The organism is Companilactobacillus bobalius (assembly GCF_002179915.1).
Lineage (GTDB): Bacteria > Bacillota > Bacilli > Lactobacillales > Lactobacillaceae > Companilactobacillus > Companilactobacillus bobalius.
Genome location: NZ_MYFM01000008.1, coordinates 67,841 through 91,049, shown reverse-complemented (window position 1 = coordinate 91,049; position 23,209 = coordinate 67,841). Strand labels below are relative to the sequence as shown.

The window sequence follows — 23,209 nt, the reverse complement described above, 5'->3', positions numbered from 1 at the left end:
TTTCTCCTTAAATAATTGCATTCCGAATTGAGACACGGACACCATCTGGAACGTAGGCCTTAACCTTGCTTCCGGCAGGAATTGTAACCCAACCTAAACCATAGATAACAATATCAGATTTCTCATGTGCAGAGAAAATTTGTTGCTTCATTTTAGGGAAAGATTCAATTTCTGTAGGTGGAGCTAAAATATCACCTAAATGTTTTTGATAGAACTCATCCGCATTAATTGTCTTAGTTCTATGAAGTGGCAATCCTTGATTGACATAGAAAGTAACATTCGTCTTATAATCTAAGAAATCGAATCTAGCTAAGCCAGCCACAAAAATTGTTTGTCCATCACGAAGTTGGAAAGTAACTGGACGCAATGGCTTCTTTGGTGTGATAGTCTTTAAATCTTTGGCATTCAAATAATGTGCTAATTGATAATTGTGAATAATACCTGGTGTATCAACTAGATTGTGGCCATCATCCAAAGGAATATCAATTCTATCAAGCGTTGTACCTGGAAATCTTGATGTCGTGATCAAATTCTTAACGTCTGAATTAGAACTGATAATACGGTTAATCAAAGTTGATTTACCAGTATTGGTTGTTCCTACAACATAAACATCTTTGCCATCACGATATTTTTCAATCATATCCATCAATTCATCAATATTAATTCCCTTAACAGCTGAAACTAAAATTTGGTCAGTTGACTTGATTCCATTTTCCTTACTCTTTTGTTGTAACCAGTTCAATAGACGATTCTTATTAACTGATTTTGGCAATAGATCAACCTTATTACCAACGACAATAATTTTTTTATCACCAACAAATCTTTGTAAACCGGGAATGACACTACCCTCATAGTCAAAAATATCGACTACGTTTACTACTAGTGCATCTTTTTCTGAAATAGAGTCCAACAACTTCAAGAAATCATCGTCTGAGACATCAACATCCGTAATTTCATTATAATTACGTAGTCTAAAACATCTCTTACACAATAATTCTTTAGAATCGTCTTCTATATATTTCTTTAAAGTTGATTCTTGCACATAGCCAGGTTTGTCTTTATCTTCGGTCTGAAGTCTGGCACCACAACCTATACAATACAACTTATCATCAATTTCTGTCATTTAATGAATCCTTCCAGTATAAATTCTTATCACGCTTTTGCATAGCTTTTAAAATTGGACGTTCAAAAAATCTATTCACACGAGTCTTTTTAGCATCAGTCTTTACTAAAGGCTTTACTAAAACTGTTTTCAACCCGGCCATATTTCCTGCTAAAACGTCAGTCATCACCTGATCCCCGACAAATAAAACGTTGGCAGGATTAATTTTTTCACTTCTAATATGATTAATAATTACGAATGGTAATGGTTTAACCGCACGAGCAACAATACTTACAGGTAATTCATGAACAGCTTTTTCAACACGTTCATAGCTATTGTTCGAAACAATCATAACCTCAATATCATTTTTAGACATCTGATTGAGCCATTTTCGTAATGAGAGGTCATATTTATTACTATTCCATGGCAAAAGTGTGTTATCAAGATCTGTCATAATCGTAGTAATTCCTAATTGTTTAAGATCATCAATCTCAATATCAGTAATTTTATCAAGCATAATATATGGTTTAAACATTTTTAATCCTCATTATCTGCTAATTAGTAAAAAAACGTAATTTGGGTTATCCAAATTACGTTTGTTTTAACAATTAAGCTAAAGCTTTCTTAGCTGTATCTACTAAACTTGTGAATGCCTTTGGATCTTCAATAGCAACTTGGGCCAACATCTTACGGTTGATGTCGACATTAGCTAACTTCAAACCATGCATTAATTTGCTGTAGCTGATTTCATTCATTCTTGCAGCAGCATTGATTCTAGCAATCCATAACTTACGGAAGTCGCGCTTAACTTGGCGACGATCACGGAATGCATAACGGTATGAAACCATGATTTGAGTATGTGCTGCTTTAAAAGTGATATGTTTTGAACCACGATATCCCTTAGCTAATTTTAAAACCTTTTTACGACGTTTGCGAGTTACTGTTCCACCTTTTACACGTGGCATAATGACTCCTCCTTTAATTTACAAAAATAAATATTTAAGTGATTAGCTAATTAATATGTAGCTAACATTTGTTTGATACGTTTCATATCACTTGAACTAACCATACCTGGTTTAGCTAATTGACGACGTTGCTTCTTAGTCTTACCGTGGAAACGGTGACTTGTATAAGCATGCATTCTCTTCCAACCACCATTAGCAGTTTTCTTAAATCTCTTTGCTGATGCGCGGTGTGTCTTTTGTTTAGGCATTGAAAATCCCTCCACTATTTCTTCTTTTTGTTATCTTTTGCGTTAATTGGATCAAGCATTAAAAACATACTACGACCGTCCATCTTAGGTCTAGTTGTTACCGTAGAAACATCCTTAGTCTGTTCAGCGACACGGTCTAAGACTTCCTTACCTATCTCTTTATGAGTAATTGCTCTACCCTTAAAGCGAAGAGAAACTTTGACCTTATCACCTTTAGCTAAGAACTTGCGAGCGTTGTTAAGTTTTGTATTGAAGTCGTTTGCCTCAATAGTTGGACTTAAACGCACTTCTTTAAGACTAACAGTTTTTTGTTTTTTACGTGCTTCACGATCTTTCTTTTGAAGATCAAACTTATATTTACCATAATCCATAATTCTGGCAACGGGTGGTTTAGCACCTGGTGACATTAGAACTAGGTCCATATTAGCTGCTTCGGCTAATCTTCTAGCTTCTGCGGTTGGTTTAACACCAACTTGATCCCCATTTTCAGCGATCAATCTAACTTCTTTCGCACGTATTTGATCATTTAATAATAATTCTCTTGCTATGAGTAGTCACCTCCGGAGTAATTTGGCCCACAAAAAAAGCGGGCTGCACAAGCATGCCCACTATATTATCTACGTAATCGTATTAACCTAGAGGCGAATGCATAGGTGAGAAGCGGGCGCTTCTGCTTAATCTCAACAGTTATAAACTATAACAATATAAACGCGACATGTCAATAAACATCGATAAATTTGTTATAGAAAAGCTGAAAAAGTTCAATACAAGTAATTTATCACGTTATCTTAGCTAACACAAGTTTTTAAACTTATATTAGATCATATTTGACTAAGCTATCGACTGCTGACAAAACAGCTTGTTGGTTATCGGAAATTGGTGTCCAACCTAAAACATCTTTAGGTTGTTGATTGCTGACTTTACGATTCATATGCATCATCAATTTACCTTCCCTAGCCCTAGAATTAAATATTGCTGCAACATCAATAAGCCAATTGGGTATAGTTTTATCCGTAACCTTATCTTTTAAAGATTTACGTTGAGTTTTTATCAGTTCAGCTATCTCTTCCATTGAGATTTGTCCATCTGCACTAGCAATAAATCTTTTGAATTTGGCCTCAGGTGTTTCCATAGCCCTGATTTCAATATCTACAACATCCCTAACATCCACTACGTTCAAAGGTAAATCGGGAATCCTTTTAGTTGTATCGGCTACGAGATTCTTTAATAAATCAAAACTGCCTGATACATGTCGATCTAACGATGGACCAAAAATTGCAACTGGATTGACTGTTACAAACTCCAAATTCACTTCTGGTTGATTAACATATTTCCAGGCCGCTTGTTCAGCTAATAATTTAGACTTTTCATAAATTGATAATCCTTTTTCTTCAGGATCAGTCCAATCAGCTTCGGTAGTTAGCCCTTGTTTTTTACTAAAACCGACCGCCCCAAAATTAGATGTCATTACAACTCGTTTCACTTTACTAGCATTAGCAGCCTTCAAAATTCTTAAAGTACCATCCAATGCCGGTTTTATAGCATCTGATTCATTCTTGATTTTGCCAAAGAAAACTGGTGAGGCAACACTAAAAACATATTCTCGATCCTGCATAGCTTCTAACCAATTATTGTCATTGGATAAATCAGCTTCAATAAAAGACAAATTCTGTAAATTTTTAACCCCATAGGATTCTAAGATCTTCATTATGCGAGCTTGACCGCTTTTCTTTCGAGTAGTTGTTCTAACGTCATAACCATCATTTAACAATTGCATAACTAATCTTAAACCTAAGAATCCCGTACCACCTGTGACTAAAACTTTTTTCATAAAGGAACTTCCTTGTACTTATTTTATTAATTGATTATCATCACTTTAAACCCTAAACTATGGTTTAGAGCAAGCACATAAAGGAGATTCCATGAAAAAAACTTATTCTATTAAAGAAGTAGCTGATTACTTTCACTTACCAATTTCAACTATCCGTTACTATGACAAAAAAGGATTGCTTCCCTTTGTCTCAAAAAATGAAGCTGGTTATCGAGTTTTTTCGGAATCCGACTTTGGTTTCATTAAAACTATTTGTTGTTTAAAAAATACTGGTATGCCTATTAAAGACATCAGAACCTACATTGATCTTTGTATGCAAGGAACTGCTTCAATTCAACAACGCAGAGAGTTACTACAGCAACATAAGAAAAATGTTTTGAAACAACAACAAGTGTTGCATGACAATCTAAAAGAAATCACTACCAAAATTCAACGCTATGCTAGTGAGGATTCAGTTAACATCATCAAAGGGCAAATCAATTTTGTTCAAGATGAAAAGAAGAGTCTAAACCTTGAGAACCCTTTTAAATAATTAAGTATAACTTTGGATAAACAGTTCAAGACGCTCTTTAATTTAGTTAACATATTTAAACAAAATTAAAGAGTGATTTTTATGGTAGAAGTTAAAAATTCTACGGAACTTATTCAGGCTCTTACTGCAAAAGATACATTATTGTTCTAACTGATCGCCGTTCCATCTTTAATACTAATTACGAAACCGATCTTAGTTCATTCAACTGTGAAAAGCTTGAATTAAATGGTTAATCTTCCTTCCTATTTAAATCTAAATTAAAAAAATATCAATATCATTGCTACTGACACTTAGGAAGAGCTTGGCAGTATTAAAATAAGGTCTAGAAATCAATTTCTGATTTCTAGACCTTATTATTTTATTCAGGATCAACTTCTAATTTTGTCATTCTTTTTGATTTCTTATCAACCTTTTGTCCATCAAAATTCCACTTATTCTTCAAGTAGAAGTATATTGGAACACCTATAGCGGTAACACTAATTCCAATAATTGTAGTAACAAATTCTGTCAACAAAGTACATACCAGAATAAATACTCCCCCTAAAATAGCAATGATAGGAATAATTGGATATAGCGGCACTTTATAAGGTCTTTCCAATTCTGGTTGAGTATGACGTAATTTAATAACTGCAATAAAAGCCATAACATAAAATACCCAAATTACAAAAATCAGCATATTAGTAATGGCATCAAATTCACCGGTTAACATCATCAAACAAGCGATAACTAATTGAATTGCGCCAGCAGCCCATGGAATCCCCGCTTTATTTAGTTTAGCAAAGGTATCACCAAATGGTAATTTGTGTTCTTTACCCATAATATATGGAATACGCATACTTGTCATTGTATAACCGTTTAGACCACCATAAACTGAAATCAAAATTCCAATTGTAACCAATTTGCTACCCATATTACCAAAAATCATTGTAGATGCATCAGATGCGGCGTTAAGATTACCGGCAATTTGATTAATTGGTAACACATACATAAAGACTGCATTGACAAGAACGTAAACTAACATGATAACTGCGATTCCTAAAGAAATGGCTTTTGGTAAATCTTTACGAGGATTCTTCATTTCTCCAGAAATATTACCTACATGAATCCAGCCATCATATGCAAACATAGTTGCTAACAATCCATTTCCCATTGCTGTAATTAAATTACGATGTGGACCCGCCACAACTGGGAATAATGATAATTCAACTGGTCCCTTATGCATGAAACCAAACAATACAATCAAGGCCAATGGAATCAATTTTGCCACTAAAGAGATAGATGTAACTCGTCCTCCCACTTTAGCACTGATCCAGTTAAGTGAGGTTACTGATAAAGCACTCAAAATTGCCACTGGAACTATCCATGAATTAGAGAGTGTAAATAAATGTGTGAATTGTGTACCAAAAGCAATTGATATAGCCGCTATATTAGCAGGGAAATAAATAATAGCTTGCGCCCAACCGGCCATAAATCCCCAAAAACCACCATAACTGTGTTCAATATACTTAGTTAATCCACCCGTTTCAGGATAGGCAGCGGCCAATTCAGCTCCCGTTAAACCGGCACAAATAGTGATGAAACCTCCTAATAACCATACAAGCATAGTTAAACTGGTTGACCCCGTATAGTTAGTAACAGCTGACGCTTTAAAAAATACTCCCGTTCCAATTACGCTCCCGGTTACAGTAGCAAAAGCGGGGAAAAAACCAATTGTTTTTTTCAATTTGGTATCTTGATCGCCCATAATCTTATACCTCCACGTAAAAAAAGATATTTTTTAAAAAAGAAAAGATGTTGCATTCAAATGCAGCATCTTTTCAGGTTTCAAATTAATTTTTAACCAATGCCTCCGTCGGCTTTAACTGGTTTCAAGAATTGATCAATAATTTGTGAAACACGATTAAGGTCAACATTACCACCAGATACCATAGCAACAGTCTTCTTATTCTTGAGCCATCTGTCATCGATCTTATGTGATTCAAGAGCTGCTACTGGAAGTGCACCAGCACCTTCTGCTACAACCTTGGTTCTCTGTAATAGATCTTTCATGGCATGAGCAATTTCATCTTCGTTTACTAAGACGATTTCATCTACTAATTCACTAACGATTGGGAATGTGATATCTCCAGGTACAGCTACATCTGTTCCGTCTGCCAATGTGAAATCATCATGATGCTTAGTAATTTGACCAGCTTTAACTGATGCATACATACCATGAACATTTTCTGATTGAACTCCGACGATATGAATATTAGGATTAAATGATTTCAATGCAGTAGCCATTCCGGAAATTAATCCGCCACCACCGACAGGAATAATAACAGTATCTACATCCCAAATATCATCAAGAATTTCCAAACCAATTGTTCCTTGTCCAGCAATAACATATTTATCATTGAATGGATCAACAATGGTCTTTCCTTCTCTTTCAGCACGTTCGAACATCCATTGATGTGCATCATCAAAAGTTGCACCATGAATATCTACTTCAGCACCATATCCTCTTGTAGCGTCACGTTTCATTTGAGGAGCTTCATCAGGCATAACGACTGTTGTGTCAATTCCTAATAGGTGTCCTGTCAAAGCTACACCTTGAGCATGATTACCAGCTGATGCAGTAATTACTCCTCGATTCAATTCCTCCTGTGATAAATGATTAATTTTATTATTGGCACCTCTGAATTTGAACGATCCTGTTAGTTGCATATTTTCTAGTTTTAAGTAAACGTCCCCACCAACAACATTACGGCTCAAAAACATGGATTGAACTAGAGGGGTCTTACGAGCATATTTTCCAACAATTGCCTTTGCTTCTTCAATATCATGAATATCAACAATATTATCAATGCCTACACCTTTTAGCATGATCCGTACCTCACCCATCTTTAATTTTTATCTATATTTAATCAATATTTAGTTAACTGATTCTTCATCAACTGACAATTTTGTATAAGGTAAATCAAGTGAATCTGCCAATCCTTTATTAGTTACCTTACCTTCAAAGAGGTTAACCCCTGATGCTAAAGCTTCATCTGTCTTGATGGCTTCGTTAATACCTTTGTCAGCAATTTCTAGTAAGTAACTCAAATTACCTTTTGCCAAGGCCATTGTTGCTGTACGTGGTACTGCTCCTGGTTGATTAGGAACTGCATAATGGATAATTCCATCTTTTACAAAGATTGGATCATCAATAGTTGTTGGATGATCAATTGTTTCAACAGTTCCACCTTGATCAATAGCTACATCAACTAGAACACTTCCTGGCTTCATTGATTTAACCATATATTCCTTAACCAACTTAGGTGGTCTTGAACCTGGAATCAAAATTGTTGAAATAAAGATATCAGCATCTTTAATTTCCTTGGCTAAGTTTTCTTCATTTGATTTAACAACTCTGAATTTCTTACCTGCAAATTTATCTTGTAAGAACTTAATTCTTTCATCATTCAATTCAATAATTACAACTGAGCATCCCATGTTTAAAGCTAATGTAGCAGCGTTTACAGCGGCATTACCACCACCAAAGATTACGACGTTACCACCATCGATTCCAGGAATACCCGGTAGAAGAATTCCTTGGCCTTGATGTTGTGCCTCAAGATAATAGGCACCCATAATAACTGATCTACGGCCGGCAATTGCACTCATTGGTGCCAACAATTCCAATTTCCCATCTTTGACAATTGTTTCACCACCAATTGCAGTTGTACCAGCTTTCATCATTGCCTCAACAGTTGGCTTTGATGATGCCAAATGTTGAAATCCCCAAACAATTTTACCTTTTGAGAAATACTTATATTCTTCAGGATCAGGTTCTTTAACCTTGATGATCAATTCAGCTTTCCAGCCATCTTCATGACTAACTAATTTACCACCAGCATCGACATACTCTTCGTTTGTAAAGCCTGCCCCAATACCTGCATCTTTTTCAACAAGTACTTCATTACCAGCTTCAACCATCTTACGAACATTTTCTGGAGTTGCCGCTACACGACCTTCTCCTTCTTTTTGTTCCTTAATTACAGCGATTTGCATATTCACACTCTCCTTTTGTGAAAACGATAACTATTTCCTTACAAGCGCATGATAACGCTTACATTCTGGGGTATCAACCTGTTTTTTTACTTCACAAACTCAAAGATTGTGATAACCACTGCTAAGATTGAGAAAATTTTATCAAAAAAAAATTTAATTTCACAAATTATCATATTTTTTAAAATTTTTGATTCATATATTGTTTATATAGTGAATACAATTGTTCATTTTAAATGAACACTCAACACGATTTTGTCCAAAAAAAATACACTCAATCATTTTCATGATTGAATGTATTTAATTTTTAAAATGTTATTTTGCTAAAGGATATTAATTAATTCTTGTCAGCAGATTTATCAGTAACATCTTTACGACTAAAGTTAGCAATATCAGCAACAACTGAACTTACGAACATCTTAGCATTTTCTGAAGCTGAATCATCTTCACCATATTTTCTTACAGAAACAGTGGCGTTCTTAGCTTCTTCATCACCAATAACTACTGTATATGGTATCTTCATTGTTTGAGAATCACGAATCTTGTAACCCATCTTTTCGTCACGGTCATCGATTTCAGCACGGATATTCTTAGCACGTAATTCTGAAAGAACTTCGTTAGCATATTCTGTATGAAGTTTTTGGTTAACAGGGATAATACGTACTTGTGTAGGAGCCAACCATGTTGGGAAAGCACCCTTGTAAATTTCAATTAGATAAGCAATGAATCTTTCCATAGTTGAAACAATACCACGGTGAATCATAACTGGTCTGTGATCTTCACCATCTGAACCAACATATGTTAGTTGGAACTTCTCTGGTTGCATGAAGTCTAATTGAATTGTTGACAATGTTTCTTCATTACCAAGAGCTGTCTTTGTTTGTACATCAAGCTTTGGACCATAGAATGCAGCTTCACCTTCAGCTTCATAGTACTTCAAGCCAAGATCATCCATAGCAGCCTTAAGCATTGATTGTGATCTGTTCCACATTTCATCATCATCGAAGTACTTCTCTGTATTAGCAGGGTCACGATAACTTAGACGGAATGTGTAATCATTGATATCAAAGTCTTTGTAAACTTCAACCATCAATTGTAGTGTACGTTTGAATTCTTCTTGGATTTGGTCAAGAGCAACGAATGTGTGACCATCATTTAGAGTCATTTCACGAACACGTTGTAAGCCTGACAAAGCACCAGATTTTTCATATCTGTGCATCATACCAAGTTCAGCAATACGAAGTGGTAGATCCCTGTATGAACGGTTGTGATGCTTGTAAATTTGAATATGTGAAGGACAGTTCATTGGACGTAGTTCAAGCATTTCGCCATCACCCATATCCATTGGTGGGAACATGTCTTCACGGTAATGTGCCCAGTGACCTGAAGTCTTATAAGCATTTAAGTTCATAAGAATAGGTGTGTAAACGTGTTGGTAACCCCAAGCAACTTCCTTATCAACAATATATCTTTCGATGACACGACGGATTGTAGCACCATTTGGCATCCAGTATGGAAGACCAGCACCAACTTCTGGGTCAACGAAGAACAAGTCTAAATCACGGCCAATTGTTCTGTGATCACGTTCTTTGATTTCGGCACGACGTTTAAGGTCAGCTTCTAGTCCATCTTCCTTGTAGAAGGCTGTAGCATAAATTCTTTGAAGCATTGGGTTACTTGACTTACCTTGCCAATAAGCACCAGCAACTGAAAGTAATTCAAAGTGTTTCAAAGCCTTTAGATTTGTAAGTACAGCATCATAACCAAAGTCAACAAATCCATCTAATGTGTAAACAGGGATTTGAACAGATTCAATAGCACTGATCAATGAAGATTTGTATGGATCATCTTTGAACATTTCAACAAGCTTGTCTTTATCCATCATAGATCTTTCAATCTTGTCGTTGTTCTTGATAATCTTGTTCATCAAAGCTTTGATTTCTTTCAATTCATCAACACTGATTTGTCCTTCTTTGCTGTCAGTATCAACATAGAAACCATCATCGTTTGCTTGTTTTTCACCGAAGTGAAGATCCTTCTTGAAACTCTTAGCAGCAGCACTGAATACCAAAGCTGCAGTATTTCTCAAGACCTTTAGAGCATCTTCCTTATCTTCTCCAGAGATAATTTCGATTTTAGCATCTTGTTTGATAGGACGTTCAAGATCAACTAAAGTATCATTAAGCTTACCAGCAACAGCTTTCTTACCCAATGATGTGCTAATTGATTTAGCAACATCTAAAGTAGTTGTGCCTTCGTCAAACTCCTTAACTGAATCGTCTGGGAATGTTAACTTGATTTTTGACATATACTTTTCCTCCTAATATTTAGATAACAAAAAATGCGTCTCTGAAGTATAGACATATCCTAAGACATGTACATACTTCAGGGACGCATTTCTACGCGGTTCCACCCACTTTAAAACTGTATAACAAATAAACAGTTTTCACTCTATGGTTATAAAGTAACCGGCAATTATACAGTTTTATGTGAAAGTGGTAACTCCAGTAATGGGTAAGCTTCCAGTGACCGTACCCTCCCTGAATAGAACCGAAGTGTTATCTTTCATGGCTTTATTGAAACATTAATTTTTAGATAATGCAAGCTATTTTTTAAATCTTCTATTTTCGCCGGTCACAATTACTTCTCGAGATAAATATTTAACTCGTTCCATAATACGCTTAGCCTTAACAGGTTCTTCTTCTCCACGTTGGTTTACAGCTAGATGTTGTTCTAATTCTTTCATCGAAAAATTAGATGAAAAGAACGTTGGTAAATTCTCTTGCATTCGATATTGTAAAATAACACCTAATACTTCATCACGAATCCAACTAGACATCGTATCAGCTCCAATATCATCCAACATCAGAATATCGGCACCTTTAATTTTATTAACTTTTGCCAACACATTATTTTGACCAATAGAATCCTTCATTTCAACTGCAAAGGTTGGAAAATGCATTAAGGTCGTATGAACATCATGTTTAAAGAGTTCATTAGCAATGGCTCCTAAAAGATATGTTTTACCTACTCCAAAATCACCGGCCAAATATAGGCCAGGTGTAAAACTATCTTGATGTAAATAATTATCAATGAAATCCAAGGCTTTGGCTAGAGCATCTTGTCTACCTTCGCCATCGTAATCATCCAACTTGGCACGACGAATATCTGGAGCCATATCCATTAAAACAAACCCTGATTCGTACTGACTTCGCTTCTCTCGGTTTTGAGTACGCTCATTAGGATAATAGGCCACTTCAATATTATGATTGTTAACAATCAATTTAGGATAATATCCACGTGTCAATTCACTCGTATGTCGCTTGTTATTATAAAATTCATAAATGCTAGCTGCACTAGTAGAGATTGCATTAGGATTGATTCTATCGCTATTCTCCTTCAAAAATCTCTGCACATCGGGATCGTTCAAAGCACTATTAAGAAGACGGCGATAGTCCTCCGTCAAATTCTTTGAATTCAAATATTCTGCTAATCTACTACCTAAATTTTCCATACTTAATTATCCTTATTTCTTAATCTCTTCAAACGATTCTGAAGATCATCCTGTTCATTTTTTTGATTCTTTTGTGCAGGAACCTTAGCCTTCACTTTGCTCCAGTCAGTTGCTTGTTCAACTTTACGATTCTTATTGTTATAACGACGTTTAGGATTACGACTCTTAGTTTGAAAATCATTAATTCGTTTCAGAGCCTGTTCCGGCGTCTTGACATCATTTTGCTGCCAATCATTAGCCATAGTTTCCATTAATGGCAAAGTCAAAGTAGGTGAAGTTTGCAAAATATAGTACACCATAATATTTAATACAGCTGGAGACAAGTAGGTTTTTGTCGCCATATTTCTCAATGCATTGGTTTCCACTGTACCAGTAAAGCCACCACTTTTTTGCTTTTGAGCAGCCAAAAAATCAGCCGGACGCAGTGAACGAGCCTGTTTCAACAACAATTGATCAGCCCGATTTAATTGCCCATCAGTCTGCTCAGTTGGTTCAGATTCCGTGTTAGCTTGCTGCTTAACTGAGATATTAGCGTTCTTTTCAAAACGGTCTTGTACCGCCTTTTTCAGACGTGCAGGATCAATTTTATTATTGACAATATCACAAGTCTTACCAATCAAATCAATCAACGTAATCTCGTCTAAACCATAAAACGCATGAAGATTTAAAATCAATTCCTGATTCTCTAACAAATTATCAGGATGAATTCTAAATAATTGTTGGATACGATCCGAAATTAACTCCCAATCTAATTGGGGAATCTCTTCTTCATTCAACGACGGCTTTTTATTATCTGTATTATTTACTTTAAAACTATCTTGAGTATTCTTTACTTCTGTTGGCGTATTGATCAAATCACTATTGCTTAACTGGAAGACTTCCAAAAAATCTTTCGTTATCTCATGTGAATTTTGCAAGATCAAATCTGAATGCGCATATTTATCGGCCAATAAATGATATTTACTCTCACCAACTTGCTCATAAAGAAAAATACTCATCAAGTCATCTTTAAAAAACTCATCTGGTGATAAGGGTTCAAAAAGTTGATAGATATAATAAGGTCCTAAACTATCTTTCTTTTGATAGGTCCTAATTAAGCCTAGAGCCTCCGTCTTGATTCGTGCTTCATAAAATCGTTTCAAATCAATACCAAGTAAACTCATCAATTCAGCATGGCTTTTTCTTTGTGTGACGACCTCTTTATTAGGTAATTTTTCCCACAGCAGCAAGTACAAACTGAAAGCCTCAGTACCTAAAATGGGCAAGTATAAGTCAGTCAAAACATGACGATCATCATCATTCAAATGACCACTTGGCAAACACCAATAACCTACTAAAGGTGTAAATTTATCTGATTCAAAATTACTCACGGACACTAATACTCCCCTTACTTCTTATCAATTTTTTTACCGTTAGACATCATTTCTTGGACTTCTTCCATGAATCCATTCATATCTTTAAATTCACGATAAACACTGGCAAAACGAATATAAGTTACGTCATCTACTTTGGATAGAATTCTCATAACATGTTCACCAATTAATTGTGAGCGAACTTCACTTTCACCAGTTGATCTAATTTCGTTTTCTACTTTATCGACGATACTATTCATTTGATCCATTGTTACAGGACGTTTTTCAGCAGCACGAACTAATCCACGTAATAACTTTTCACGGCTGAATTCCTCTCTGTTGCCATTCTTTTTGATAACCAACAATGGCGATTTTTCCAATCTTTCAAACGTTGTGAATCGCGTTCCACAGTATTCACATTCACGTCTTCTTCTAATGGCGCGTCCTTCATCACTGGGACGACTGTCAATAACTTTTGATGAATCATGATGACAATGCGGACAAATCAAAATTCCAGCCTCTTTTCCAAATTAAAGTTGTGGTATTAACCGACTAAACTCATCCTGAAGATGTGCTAAATCTTCCGAATTATCAATCACAAAGTCAGCACGCTCTTTTTTCTCGTACATCGACATCTGTGAATTGATCTGTTCCAAAGCAACTTCTTTACTTAAAGCATTACGTCTCATCAATCGATGCAATTGGATTTGTGGTTCGACATAGACACTGATCACACCATCAAAGTAATTCTGATAATTGCCTTCAAACAGTAATGGTATTTCAAAAATAGAGATTGTTTTATCTGTTGATCTTTTAACTTCAGCAACCGTTTGTAAAATTTCTTTTTTTATCAAAGGTCTCGTTATTTTATCCAATTTATCTAATTCATCCCTATCGCCAAAAACAATAGAACTCAACTTTCGACGATTAAGATTACCATCCGGCAATAAAATTTGTTCACCGAATTGTTGGGTAATTTGCTTTAAGCCTACAGTTCCGACCTTAACCACATCTCGAGCAACATAATCGGCATCGTATACAATGAATTTATTATGTCTAAATAAATTTAAAACGGTTGATTTACCGGAGGCAATTCCTCCAGTCAAACCATAAATCTTACTCATTTTACTACCTGGCACTTTGGGCAAAAATGCGTACCGCGACCTCCGACCTTAATCTTTTTTATCTCGGTTCCGCATCTTGGACAAGGCGTTCCTTCTTTTCCATAAACTTTTAAATTATTTTGCATAGTACCCTTGTGACCTGTAGCATCCACATAGGTTCTAATTGATGAACCACCAGCAGCAATTCCTTTATCCATCTCTTGGTTAGAGGCTTCAATAATTTTTTGAATATCTTCATCACTAAGATGATTGGATGGTGTCTCAGGGTGTAATTTAACTTTCCAAAGAACCTCATCAACATAGATATTACCTAGACCACTCATAACACTTTGATCCAACAAAACGGTCTTAATGTCTTTGTGATGACGCATAATTCTTGGCTTTAAATTTTGAAAAGTGAATTCAGCCGACAGCGGCTCTGGTCCCAATTTTTTTAGTGATTTATTGTCTGATAAATCATCAGTATTCCACAACTGCATTCGACCAAATTTACGAACATCATTATAAATCATCTTTTGCCCATTATCCAAAGTAAAGATAGCATGTGAATGCTTATCAATTGCACTTGGATCAGCAGAAATCCGATACTTACCTTCCATTCTCAAATGACTAATAATTGTATAACCATTATTCAAATGAATCAATAGAAATTTTGCTCGACGACCGATATCACTGATAGTTGCCCCTGTAACAAATTCAACAAATTGATCCACATCACCAGTAATCAAATCAGGATAACGAATTTCAACATGAGTTATCTTTCTACCCTTTACTTGAGCAATCAAACTACGTCTAACTGTCTCTACTTCTGGCATTTCTGGCATTTTATCACCTACTATTATTTAGCTTCGTACCAAGTTTTTCCATGAGCTGTTTCAACTTTCAAAGGTACATCAAGTTTAACCGCTGAATCCATAACACTCGGAACTAGTTTTTCTAAGGTTGCAATTTCTGAAGCTGGGGCTTCAAAAATCATTTCATCATGTACTTGTAAAAGCAAATTAGCTTGTAAATTTTCTTTCTTTAACATCTTTTGCATATTTATCATGGCAACTTTGATAATATCAGCGGCACTACCTTGAATTGGTGTATTCATAGCTGTTCGTTGAGCAAAGTTTCTAACGTTGAAGTTCTTTGAATGAATATCTGGAAGATAACGACGACGATGCATAATTGTTTCAACATAGCCATTTTCACGGGCATATTTAACAATATCATCCATATATTTCTTAACCCCTGGATACTGTTCAAAGTAAGATTCAATGAATGCAGCAGCCTGTTTACGACTAATACCGATATTCTGTGATAAACCGTAATCACTAATTCCATAAACAATCCCAAAGTTGGTAGCTTTAGCTTGGCGACGCATATTTGGTGTCACTTCATCAGTACTATTCAAGCCAAAGATTCTCATTGCTGTATGAGCATGAATATCGTAATCTTCGTTAAAAGCTTCTTGCATATGTTCATCCCCAGAAATATGGGCTAACACACGTAATTCAACTTGTGAATAATCGGCTGAAAAGATTTCCCAATCTTTATGTTGTGGTACAAAGGCCTTCCGAATTTGTTTTCCCTCATCAATACGAATAGGAATATTTTGCAAATTAGGTTCAATTGATGATAGACGACCTGTTTGAGTCAACGTTTGTAGATAAATAGTATGAATCTTATTATCCGGCTGAACAAATTTCTGTAAACCAACAACATATGTCGACTGGATCTTAGAAATCTGACGATAATCCAATACTTTCTGTACTACTGGTGACTTATCCTTCAATTTTTCCAAAACATCAACTGAAGTGGAATAACCAGTCTTAGTCTTCTTAATTACTGGCAATTTCAAATCTTCAAATAGGACAACGCCTAATTGTTTTGGAGAATTGATATTAAACTCTTTACCAGCTTCTTCATAAATTGCCTTTTCAATTTCAGCTAAACGTGTAGCAAAACTATTTTCCATTTCCTTTAATTTGGAAACTTCAACTGTAATTCCCTTAATCTCCATTTCAGCCAAAACAATCGACAATGGTAATTCAATCTCATCATAGAGACTATCCTGATCATTGTCTTTTAATTCTTTCAACATTTGAGCTTTCAAATTATCGATAACTTGAGCCTTTTGGGCTAAGAAATTCAATAAGAGTTTTTCATCTTCAGAAACAGCTTTTTTAACGCCTTTACCGTAAAATTCTTCTTCAGTTGGTAAATTAACATTGTAATTCTTAGCCACTAGACCAATATCCTGCTTGTTATCATTTGAATCTAACAAATAAGATACCAATAACATATCAAAACTGATTCCGGCTAAATCACAACCATAACGATGTAGCAAAGCAATTGTGCGCTTATTATCAAATAAATACTTTTCTTTTGTCTTATCAGCTAACCAATTCTTCAAAGATTCATTCTCTAAAATAGCAAAGTCGGTTGTCCCATAGAAATCTTTGCCATCAGAAATCAATATACCAATAATTGGCGCTGTATGATAATTTTCACCAAAACCTTCAACAATCAACGTGTGAGCTTTAGAATCACTAACAATTGTTTTAATAGCATCATCATCCAAAGGCTTCACAGCTATGTCAGCTAAATCCTCGGCAGTATTCTCTTGGGGTACATCCATTCGACTTAAGAACGTTTTGAAATTCATCTTTTGATAAAATTGCATCAATTGTTCTTCATCGTCACCATGATATTCCAAATCACTCAATTTAATTTCCACGGGCGCATCCAAATCAATCGTGGCTAATTTCTTACTCAAGAAAGCTTTATCTTTATCATTGATCAAATGTTCTTTTAACTTGCTCTTCTTCATTTCATCAACGTGATCGTAAATACCTTCAACACTGCCATATTCATTAATCAACTTGATAGCTGTCTTCTCACCAACTTTTTCAACACCAGGATAATGATCAGAGTTGTCACCCATCAAGCCTTTCATATCAATAATTTGATTAGGTGTAATACCCAATTTCTCTTGAACGTGTTCAGGTGTGTAACTTTCAGTTTCAGTCACACCCTTTACATTAACTTTTACAGTCACTTTATCAGTGGCTAATTGTGTTAAATCACGGTCACCAGTAATAATAGTGACATCCATGCCATCTTTTTCAGCTTTGTGAGACATAGTTCCAATAATGTCATCGGCCTCATAATCCGGCAATTCATAAGTTTTGATACCACGATAATTAAGCATCTCTTGAATCAACGGTAATTGTTCCATCAATTCTTGGGGTGTTTTAGCACGAGTACCTTTGTATTCATCAAACATTTTCGTTCTAAAAGTAGTTTTCCCAGCATCAAACGCTACTAGCGCGTGTGTTGGTTTTTCATCTTTTAGAATAATTTCCAACATATTGTTGAAAGCATACAAAGCATTAGTATGTATTCCCTCACCGTTGACAAATTTATCTAAAACATTATGCATTGCGAAGAAGGCTCTAAACGAAACACTATTTCCATCTATTAAAAGTAACTTTTTATTTTTTGACATATATTCTCCAATAAAACTGAAATTAACTATCTCTATTTTAACAAATACCAACCTGTTGTAACAGTTTCCGAACAACTAAAAAAGCCCAGATTACAATCCAATCAAGGCTTTTACTTAGTTATTCTTCTTTTCATATCTAAAATAGACATAAATCACTGATATCAGTACCGATAATGATAAAACAGTTAAAACAATAAAGTCAATTTTTGTTCCTAAAATTGTATTATAAACTGTATTTTTTGTACCACTAGTTAGAGCAGCTGCTGAAATCACAACTGATAAAACATTGGTTCCTAATGAACCGGCATATTGTTGCATCATGCTAAATAATGAATTTTGATCTGACTTCTTAGGACCTTGGACCTGCATACTACCATCTGATAGTGAAGTACCAAAACCGAAGTTAAATCCAATTCTTAAAATAAGATAGATTAAAGTAATACTGGTTAAAGTTAAACTTTCACTCTTGAACCAAAACAGTGCTGAACCAATCGTTATCAAACTGCCACTGAATAACAGTGGTATCAAAGCACCTTTCTTATCATACAAATAGCCTGCAAATGGACCAACAACGGCCCCTAAAAGAGAACCTGGTAACAACATTAAACCAGCTTGGGCTGAATCTACTTTCAAAGCCGTTTGTGCAAAAATGGGTAATACAAATGACAAACCAATATTAATGAATTGCAAACTAAAATAACTGAATAATCTGAGTCTCAAAACTGGTAATTTTAAAATCGAAAAATCAATTAGTTGACGACTGCTTCGACGATTATACCAACTAAAAATTCCGATAACAGCAATTGAAATTATCAGCCATCCTATAAAGTTTAGAGATGTCCAACCGTGTACTCCGGCCTGATCGAAAGTAAATAAAATCATTGAAAAAATGATGGCTAAACCAATAACACTACCGTAATCAAATGAAATTCCCTTAGTTCCGGGAGCCTTCCCTTGTATTGAAAAATAACCTATCAAAAATAAGATGACAATCAATGGAATCACACCAACAAAGATTTCACGCCACGTCCAGACACGATTGATAATTCCACCATACATTGGCCCTAAAGCTGGAGCCAAAGAAATAACTACCCCAGCTAGACCAGTATAGAGACCCAATTTTGACTGTGGTACTTCTAGGAAAATCAAATTGAACATCAATGGTGTCGACAATCCTGTTGCTACCGCCTGTAAAAGACGTCCTGACATCAGAATTGGAAAATTAGGCGCTGCCATACAAATAATCGAGCCTATTAAACAAAGCGTCGCCGCAAATACAAAAATCCTTCTTGGATTAAATTTTTTCAAAATATAGGCCGTTGTACTCATTACTACCGTCGTCAACAACAAATACCCTGTTGTTAACCACTGAACGGTTCCTAGACTGACATTCAACACTTTGGTCAATGTGGGAAAGGTAACATTCATCGAGGTTTCAATCAAAATACCTGTAAACGACAATAAACCAACTGCGAAAATTGATAACTTAACTCTTGTAGAAACAACATCTTTCACGTTTTTACCTCTTTTCATAAAAAAAGACCATGACAATATGCTCTGTCATAGCCTTTGTTAATTTAAATATTATTGTTGATTAGGATTTAAAGTACTCAATAGTTGTTCATAAGCTGTTTCATACTTTTGAACATCCCCAGCACCCATGAATATCATAACTGTATTATGGTATTCCAATAATGGAGACATGTTATCAAGTGTTAGAACTTTACCACCCTTATGAATCTTGTCGCCAAGATCCTTACTTGTAATATCACCATGGGCTTCACGAATGGAACCAAAGATGTTAGTCAAGTAAACTTCATCAGCCATATCCAATGACTTAGCAAAGTCATCCATTAAAGCTAATGTTCTTGTATAAGTATGTGGTTGGAAGACAGCAACAATCTTCTTGTCAGGATACTTTTGTCTAGCAGCATCAATTGTAGCTTTAATTTCCTGTGGATGGTGAGCATAGTCATCGATGATAACTTGGTCTGCCACTTTCTTTTCACTAAAGCGTCTCTTAACACCACTAAATGTTTGTAGCTCACGATTGATCAAGGCATGATCAAGTTTTTCCATATGACCTACACCAATAACGGCCAATGAGTTCAAGACATTGTGTTCACCAAACAATGGAACTTGGAAGTTACCAATGTTCTCACCATCAATAGAAACATCAAATGATGATCCTTTGACAGTACGTTGAATGTTTGTAGCACGAATGTAATCTGATTCATCTAATCCGTAAGTATAGATTGGTGTGTCAGCTTTGATTGACTTAGCATGTTTATCTTCACCCCAGATGAAGATACCCTTCTTAGTCTTTCTAGCTTCTGATTCAAAGGCATCAACAACGTCATTGATTCCACCAAAAAAGTAATCAGGATGATCAAAATCAATATTTGTGATGATTAAGTAATCTGGTGAATATGCCAAGAAATGACGACGATATTCATCGGCTTCAAAGACGAAGAATTTAGCATCTTTGATACCTTTACCAGTACCATCACCGATCAAGTATGAAGTCTTAGCAATACCACTTAAAGTATGTGCCAAAAGGCCAGTTGTACTTGTTTTACCATGTGATCCGGCAATACCAATTGAAGTATAGTCAGAAACTAATGTACCAACTAATTCAGGATATGTAACTACTTTTAAATGCATATCATTAGCTTTTTTAATTTCTACTTGATCATTGCTAAAAGCGTTTCCCTTAACGATCGTTAAACCTTCGTGAATGTTATTTTCATCGAAAGGTAAAATTTTAATTCCAGCTTGTTCAAGACCACGTTGTGTAAATGTATATTTATCAATATCTGATCCTTGAACTTCGTATCCTAAATCTTTCAAGATAAGTGCTAAAGCACTCATTCCTGTTCCTTTAATTCCAACAAAATGATAAACTGTCTTTTCCATAATAGCTCCTAATTGAACAATTTCTTTGCTTCTTCAAAATCAAATGCTTGACCAGCTGTACCATGATCAAGTACTAGAATACCACGTTTTTGTGGTGCATTTGGAATACCCAATTCTCTAGCTGAGCAAATCATTCCAAAGCTATCTACTCCACGCAATTCACCGGGCCAAATTTCTTTTCCGGTAGGCATAACTGCACCTGGTAATGCAACTACGACTAATTGCCCTTGATCTACATTTGGTGCACCACAAACGATTTGAACAGGCTTATCCAAGCCCACATCAGTTTGTGTAATATGCAAATGATCTGAGTCAGGATGAGCTTTCATTTCATCAACATGTCCGATTACGAACTTAGGACTCTTATCTGCTACTAACTTATCAGAAAAACCTGCTTGAGCAAGTGCGTCATTTAGAACGTTAACTTGTTCATCATCTAGGAATAATTGACCGGAGTCATTTTGAATTCCTAACTTTTCTCCGAGGCCAAAGAAATTAAAACCAATGGCTTCATCATTTTCTTCATTAAAAATACGTACAACATTATCTTTTTGGGCAGTTTCTTGAGTGATACCAGCATCATTAGCTAGCTCAACAATAAGAACATCCCCTAAAACATCTGGATTATAAAAGCTTAATAGCAAGTTTTTCCCCTCACTTGATTAATTATTTGTTAATTACACTGTTAATAAAGGTCTCAACTTCTTCTTTAGTTTTGCGATCTTTATTTACTAGTCTACCAATTTCTTTACCATTTTCAATAACAACAAAGCTAGGAATACCCATAATTTCCAATTCTTGAGCAACTTCCATGTTATTATCACGGTTAAAGCTGATCCAAGTAAAGTCTGAATATTCTTCTTCTAGTTCTGGAAGTTTTGGTTCGATAAATTTGCAATCTGGGCACCAATCAGCGTGGAAAAATAGAACATATTTTCCTTCTTTAGTAGCTTCGTGCCAGTCTTTTACGTTATAGTCTTCAATTGTTTTCATAACTAATTCACCTCTGTCAATAAGATACTTTTTATTTATTAAACGGTCAATTAAATGTTCTTGAGCATTCGAATGATATATAATAGTGGTAATATATCATTAAATCGAAATCAAGGAGTGATTTTTTATGAGTAAAAAAGGTATCGGTTCACTAATCGTTGCTGGTTCTGTACTTGTAGCTGGAACAGCTGCTACAGTTTTAGTAAAACACCATCTAGATAGCGAAAAAATAATTGATAAAGTTAAGTCCGTCTTGGGCGAAGATAGCAAAGTAATCGGTTCATGGGTAGAACCCTTTTACCAACGTGTTGACGTAAATGGTCATTCCACATGGGGAATCGTTGGTGGTGTTACAACCATGGACGAATTTGACGTTGCCCAATATCACTTCATTGCCGACGCCATTACTGGTGAGTTACTTAATATTAAAAAAGTACAATAATAATCGATAATTAATTTTCAAATTGGGCTTTCAGGTAATTAATCCTGAAGCCTTTTTTTGAGAACTTTTCTTCATACTCAGTTTCGATATTCTTAGCATTTAGAACTTCATCATTATGTAGGTCTAATGAAAGTTCGTCAAATTTCATGCCAAAGTTATTCATGCTAACTAATGAGTATTCGAATAATCCTTGATTATCAGTCTTGAATTGTAGATAACCATCATCTTTCAAAATATACTGATATTGTTTCAAGAAAGATTTGTAAGTCAAACGGCGCTTTTCATGACGTGTCTTGGGCCATGGATCAGAAAAGTTTAAATAAACACCGTCAACCTCATTTTCAGCAAATAAATCTGATAAATCAGCACCATTAGCTAATAATAGTTGCAAGTTGGGTAATTTTAACTCAACTTGCTTTTTTAGTACCAAAGCAATGGCACCTTCTTGTACTTCCATTGCAATATAATTATTTTGTGGATTCTGTTGAGCCAATTCAGTTATGAATTTACCCTTTCCAGAACCAACTTCAATGAACAAAGGCTGTTTCTTTTCGAAACGGTCTTGCCACTTTCCAGGCATATTTTCTGGTTGCACAGCAATAAGGTCAAGATTGTCATTAATCATATCCTTGGCCCAAGGTTTGTTTCTTAATCGCATAAAT

At 35.3% G+C, this 23,209-nt stretch carries 23 protein-coding genes; 2 read left to right on the top strand and 21 right to left on the bottom strand.

Annotated elements, in window-relative coordinates; all coding sequences use genetic code 11:
• Positions 1 to 7 precede the first annotated feature (7 nt).
• The 6 genes from yqeH to LKACC16343_RS12165 all read right to left on the bottom strand — a co-directional run bounded on the left by yqeH (position 8) and on the right by LKACC16343_RS12165 (position 4,146).
• Positions 8 to 1,123, bottom strand: a complete 1,116-nt coding sequence (gene yqeH, locus LKACC16343_RS12190) for a ribosome biogenesis GTPase YqeH (RefSeq protein ID WP_056951382.1) — start codon at positions 1,121 to 1,123, stop codon at positions 8 to 10.
• Positions 1,110 to 1,637, bottom strand: coding sequence for a YqeG family HAD IIIA-type phosphatase (locus LKACC16343_RS12185; protein ID WP_025084495.1), 528 nt, complete (start codon positions 1,635 to 1,637; stop codon positions 1,110 to 1,112). The genes yqeH and LKACC16343_RS12185 overlap by 14 nt, the downstream gene beginning before the upstream one ends.
• Positions 1,638 to 1,710: 73 nt before the next feature.
• On the bottom strand, positions 1,711 to 2,067 hold the full coding sequence (gene rplT, locus LKACC16343_RS12180; protein WP_025084494.1) for a 50S ribosomal protein L20: 357 nt from the start codon (positions 2,065 to 2,067) through the stop codon (positions 1,711 to 1,713).
• Between the two features lie 50 nt (positions 2,068 to 2,117).
• The gene (gene rpmI, locus LKACC16343_RS12175) at positions 2,118 to 2,315 is read right to left on the bottom strand and encodes a 50S ribosomal protein L35 (protein WP_025084493.1); all 198 of its coding nucleotides are present in this window, start codon (positions 2,313 to 2,315) and stop codon (positions 2,118 to 2,120) included.
• Positions 2,316 to 2,329: 14 nt separating this feature from the next.
• A complete protein-coding gene (gene infC, locus LKACC16343_RS12170; RefSeq protein WP_056951383.1) occupies positions 2,330 to 2,863 on the bottom strand; it encodes a translation initiation factor IF-3 in 534 nt (177 codons plus the stop codon).
• Positions 2,864 to 3,126: 263 nt separating this feature from the next.
• A complete protein-coding gene (locus tag LKACC16343_RS12165) occupies positions 3,127 to 4,146 on the bottom strand; it encodes an NAD-dependent epimerase/dehydratase family protein (RefSeq protein WP_056951384.1) in 1,020 nt (339 codons plus the stop codon).
• Between the two features lie 91 nt (positions 4,147 to 4,237).
• Between LKACC16343_RS12165 and LKACC16343_RS12160 the strand changes: the two genes are divergently transcribed.
• Positions 4,238 to 4,678 (top strand): MerR family transcriptional regulator, encoded by a 441-nt coding sequence (locus LKACC16343_RS12160; RefSeq protein ID WP_056951386.1) that lies wholly within the window; start codon positions 4,238 to 4,240, stop codon positions 4,676 to 4,678.
• Between the two features lie 358 nt (positions 4,679 to 5,036).
• On the opposite strand, the gene LKACC16343_RS12155 is transcribed toward LKACC16343_RS12160, so the two are convergent.
• From LKACC16343_RS12155 to LKACC16343_RS12090, 14 genes are all read right to left on the bottom strand, one after another.
• A complete protein-coding gene (locus tag LKACC16343_RS12155; protein WP_056951389.1) occupies positions 5,037 to 6,422 on the bottom strand; it encodes an APC family permease in 1,386 nt (461 codons plus the stop codon).
• 92 nt (positions 6,423 to 6,514) lie between these two features.
• On the bottom strand, positions 6,515 to 7,543 hold the full coding sequence (gene tdcB / locus LKACC16343_RS12150) for a bifunctional threonine ammonia-lyase/L-serine ammonia-lyase TdcB (protein ID WP_087721297.1): 1,029 nt from the start codon (positions 7,541 to 7,543) through the stop codon (positions 6,515 to 6,517).
• A 48-nt stretch (positions 7,544 to 7,591) separates the two neighbouring features.
• Positions 7,592 to 8,713: an alanine dehydrogenase gene (ald, locus tag LKACC16343_RS12145; protein ID WP_056951391.1), complete on the bottom strand. Its 1,122-nt coding sequence runs from the start codon at positions 8,711 to 8,713 to the stop codon at positions 7,592 to 7,594.
• Positions 8,714 to 9,047: 334 nt separating this feature from the next.
• A complete protein-coding gene (gene thrS / locus LKACC16343_RS12140; protein WP_056951392.1) occupies positions 9,048 to 11,018 on the bottom strand; it encodes a threonine--tRNA ligase in 1,971 nt (656 codons plus the stop codon).
• Positions 11,019 to 11,315: 297 nt separating this feature from the next.
• Complete coding sequence (gene dnaI, locus LKACC16343_RS12135; protein ID WP_025084486.1) at positions 11,316 to 12,224, bottom strand: primosomal protein DnaI; 909 nt, start codon at positions 12,222 to 12,224, stop codon at positions 11,316 to 11,318.
• A 2-nt stretch (positions 12,225 to 12,226) separates the two neighbouring features.
• Complete coding sequence (locus tag LKACC16343_RS12130) at positions 12,227 to 13,594, bottom strand: DnaD domain protein (protein ID WP_143444269.1); 1,368 nt, start codon at positions 13,592 to 13,594, stop codon at positions 12,227 to 12,229.
• Positions 13,595 to 13,611: 17 nt separating this feature from the next.
• A complete protein-coding gene (nrdR, locus tag LKACC16343_RS12125) occupies positions 13,612 to 14,085 on the bottom strand; it encodes a transcriptional regulator NrdR (RefSeq protein WP_025084483.1) in 474 nt (157 codons plus the stop codon).
• A 21-nt stretch (positions 14,086 to 14,106) separates the two neighbouring features.
• Positions 14,107 to 14,700: a dephospho-CoA kinase gene (coaE, locus tag LKACC16343_RS12120; RefSeq protein WP_056951395.1), complete on the bottom strand. Its 594-nt coding sequence runs from the start codon at positions 14,698 to 14,700 to the stop codon at positions 14,107 to 14,109.
• Positions 14,697 to 15,524 (bottom strand): DNA-formamidopyrimidine glycosylase, encoded by an 828-nt coding sequence (gene mutM / locus LKACC16343_RS12115; RefSeq protein WP_056951397.1) that lies wholly within the window; start codon positions 15,522 to 15,524, stop codon positions 14,697 to 14,699. The genes coaE and mutM overlap by 4 nt, the downstream gene beginning before the upstream one ends.
• A gap of 14 nt (positions 15,525 to 15,538) precedes the next feature.
• Positions 15,539 to 18,196 carry a DNA polymerase I gene (gene polA, locus LKACC16343_RS12110; protein WP_056951399.1) on the bottom strand — a complete coding sequence of 886 codons (2,658 nt, stop codon included), beginning with the start codon at positions 18,194 to 18,196 and terminating at the stop codon, positions 15,539 to 15,541.
• Positions 18,197 to 18,310: 114 nt separating this feature from the next.
• Positions 18,311 to 19,729 carry an MFS transporter gene (locus tag LKACC16343_RS12105; protein WP_056951401.1) on the bottom strand — a complete coding sequence of 473 codons (1,419 nt, stop codon included), beginning with the start codon at positions 19,727 to 19,729 and terminating at the stop codon, positions 18,311 to 18,313.
• Positions 19,730 to 19,780: 51 nt separating this feature from the next.
• On the bottom strand, positions 19,781 to 21,112 hold the full coding sequence (gene murC / locus LKACC16343_RS12100; protein WP_056951403.1) for a UDP-N-acetylmuramate--L-alanine ligase: 1,332 nt from the start codon (positions 21,110 to 21,112) through the stop codon (positions 19,781 to 19,783).
• 8 nt (positions 21,113 to 21,120) lie between these two features.
• Complete coding sequence (gene ytpR / locus LKACC16343_RS12095) at positions 21,121 to 21,756, bottom strand: YtpR family tRNA-binding protein (protein WP_056951405.1); 636 nt, start codon at positions 21,754 to 21,756, stop codon at positions 21,121 to 21,123.
• Positions 21,757 to 21,778: 22 nt separating this feature from the next.
• Positions 21,779 to 22,105, bottom strand: a complete 327-nt coding sequence (locus LKACC16343_RS12090; RefSeq protein ID WP_056951407.1) for a thioredoxin family protein — start codon at positions 22,103 to 22,105, stop codon at positions 21,779 to 21,781.
• 127 nt (positions 22,106 to 22,232) lie between these two features.
• Between LKACC16343_RS12090 and LKACC16343_RS12085 the strand changes: the two genes are divergently transcribed.
• Positions 22,233 to 22,547: a hypothetical protein gene (locus LKACC16343_RS12085; protein ID WP_056951409.1), complete on the top strand. Its 315-nt coding sequence runs from the start codon at positions 22,233 to 22,235 to the stop codon at positions 22,545 to 22,547.
• A 10-nt stretch (positions 22,548 to 22,557) separates the two neighbouring features.
• Here LKACC16343_RS12085 and trmB read toward each other — a convergent pair whose 3' ends face one another.
• Positions 22,558 to 23,205 (bottom strand): tRNA (guanosine(46)-N7)-methyltransferase TrmB, encoded by a 648-nt coding sequence (trmB, locus tag LKACC16343_RS12080; RefSeq protein ID WP_056951411.1) that lies wholly within the window; start codon positions 23,203 to 23,205, stop codon positions 22,558 to 22,560.
• Between the last annotated feature and the right edge of the window lie 4 nt (positions 23,206 to 23,209).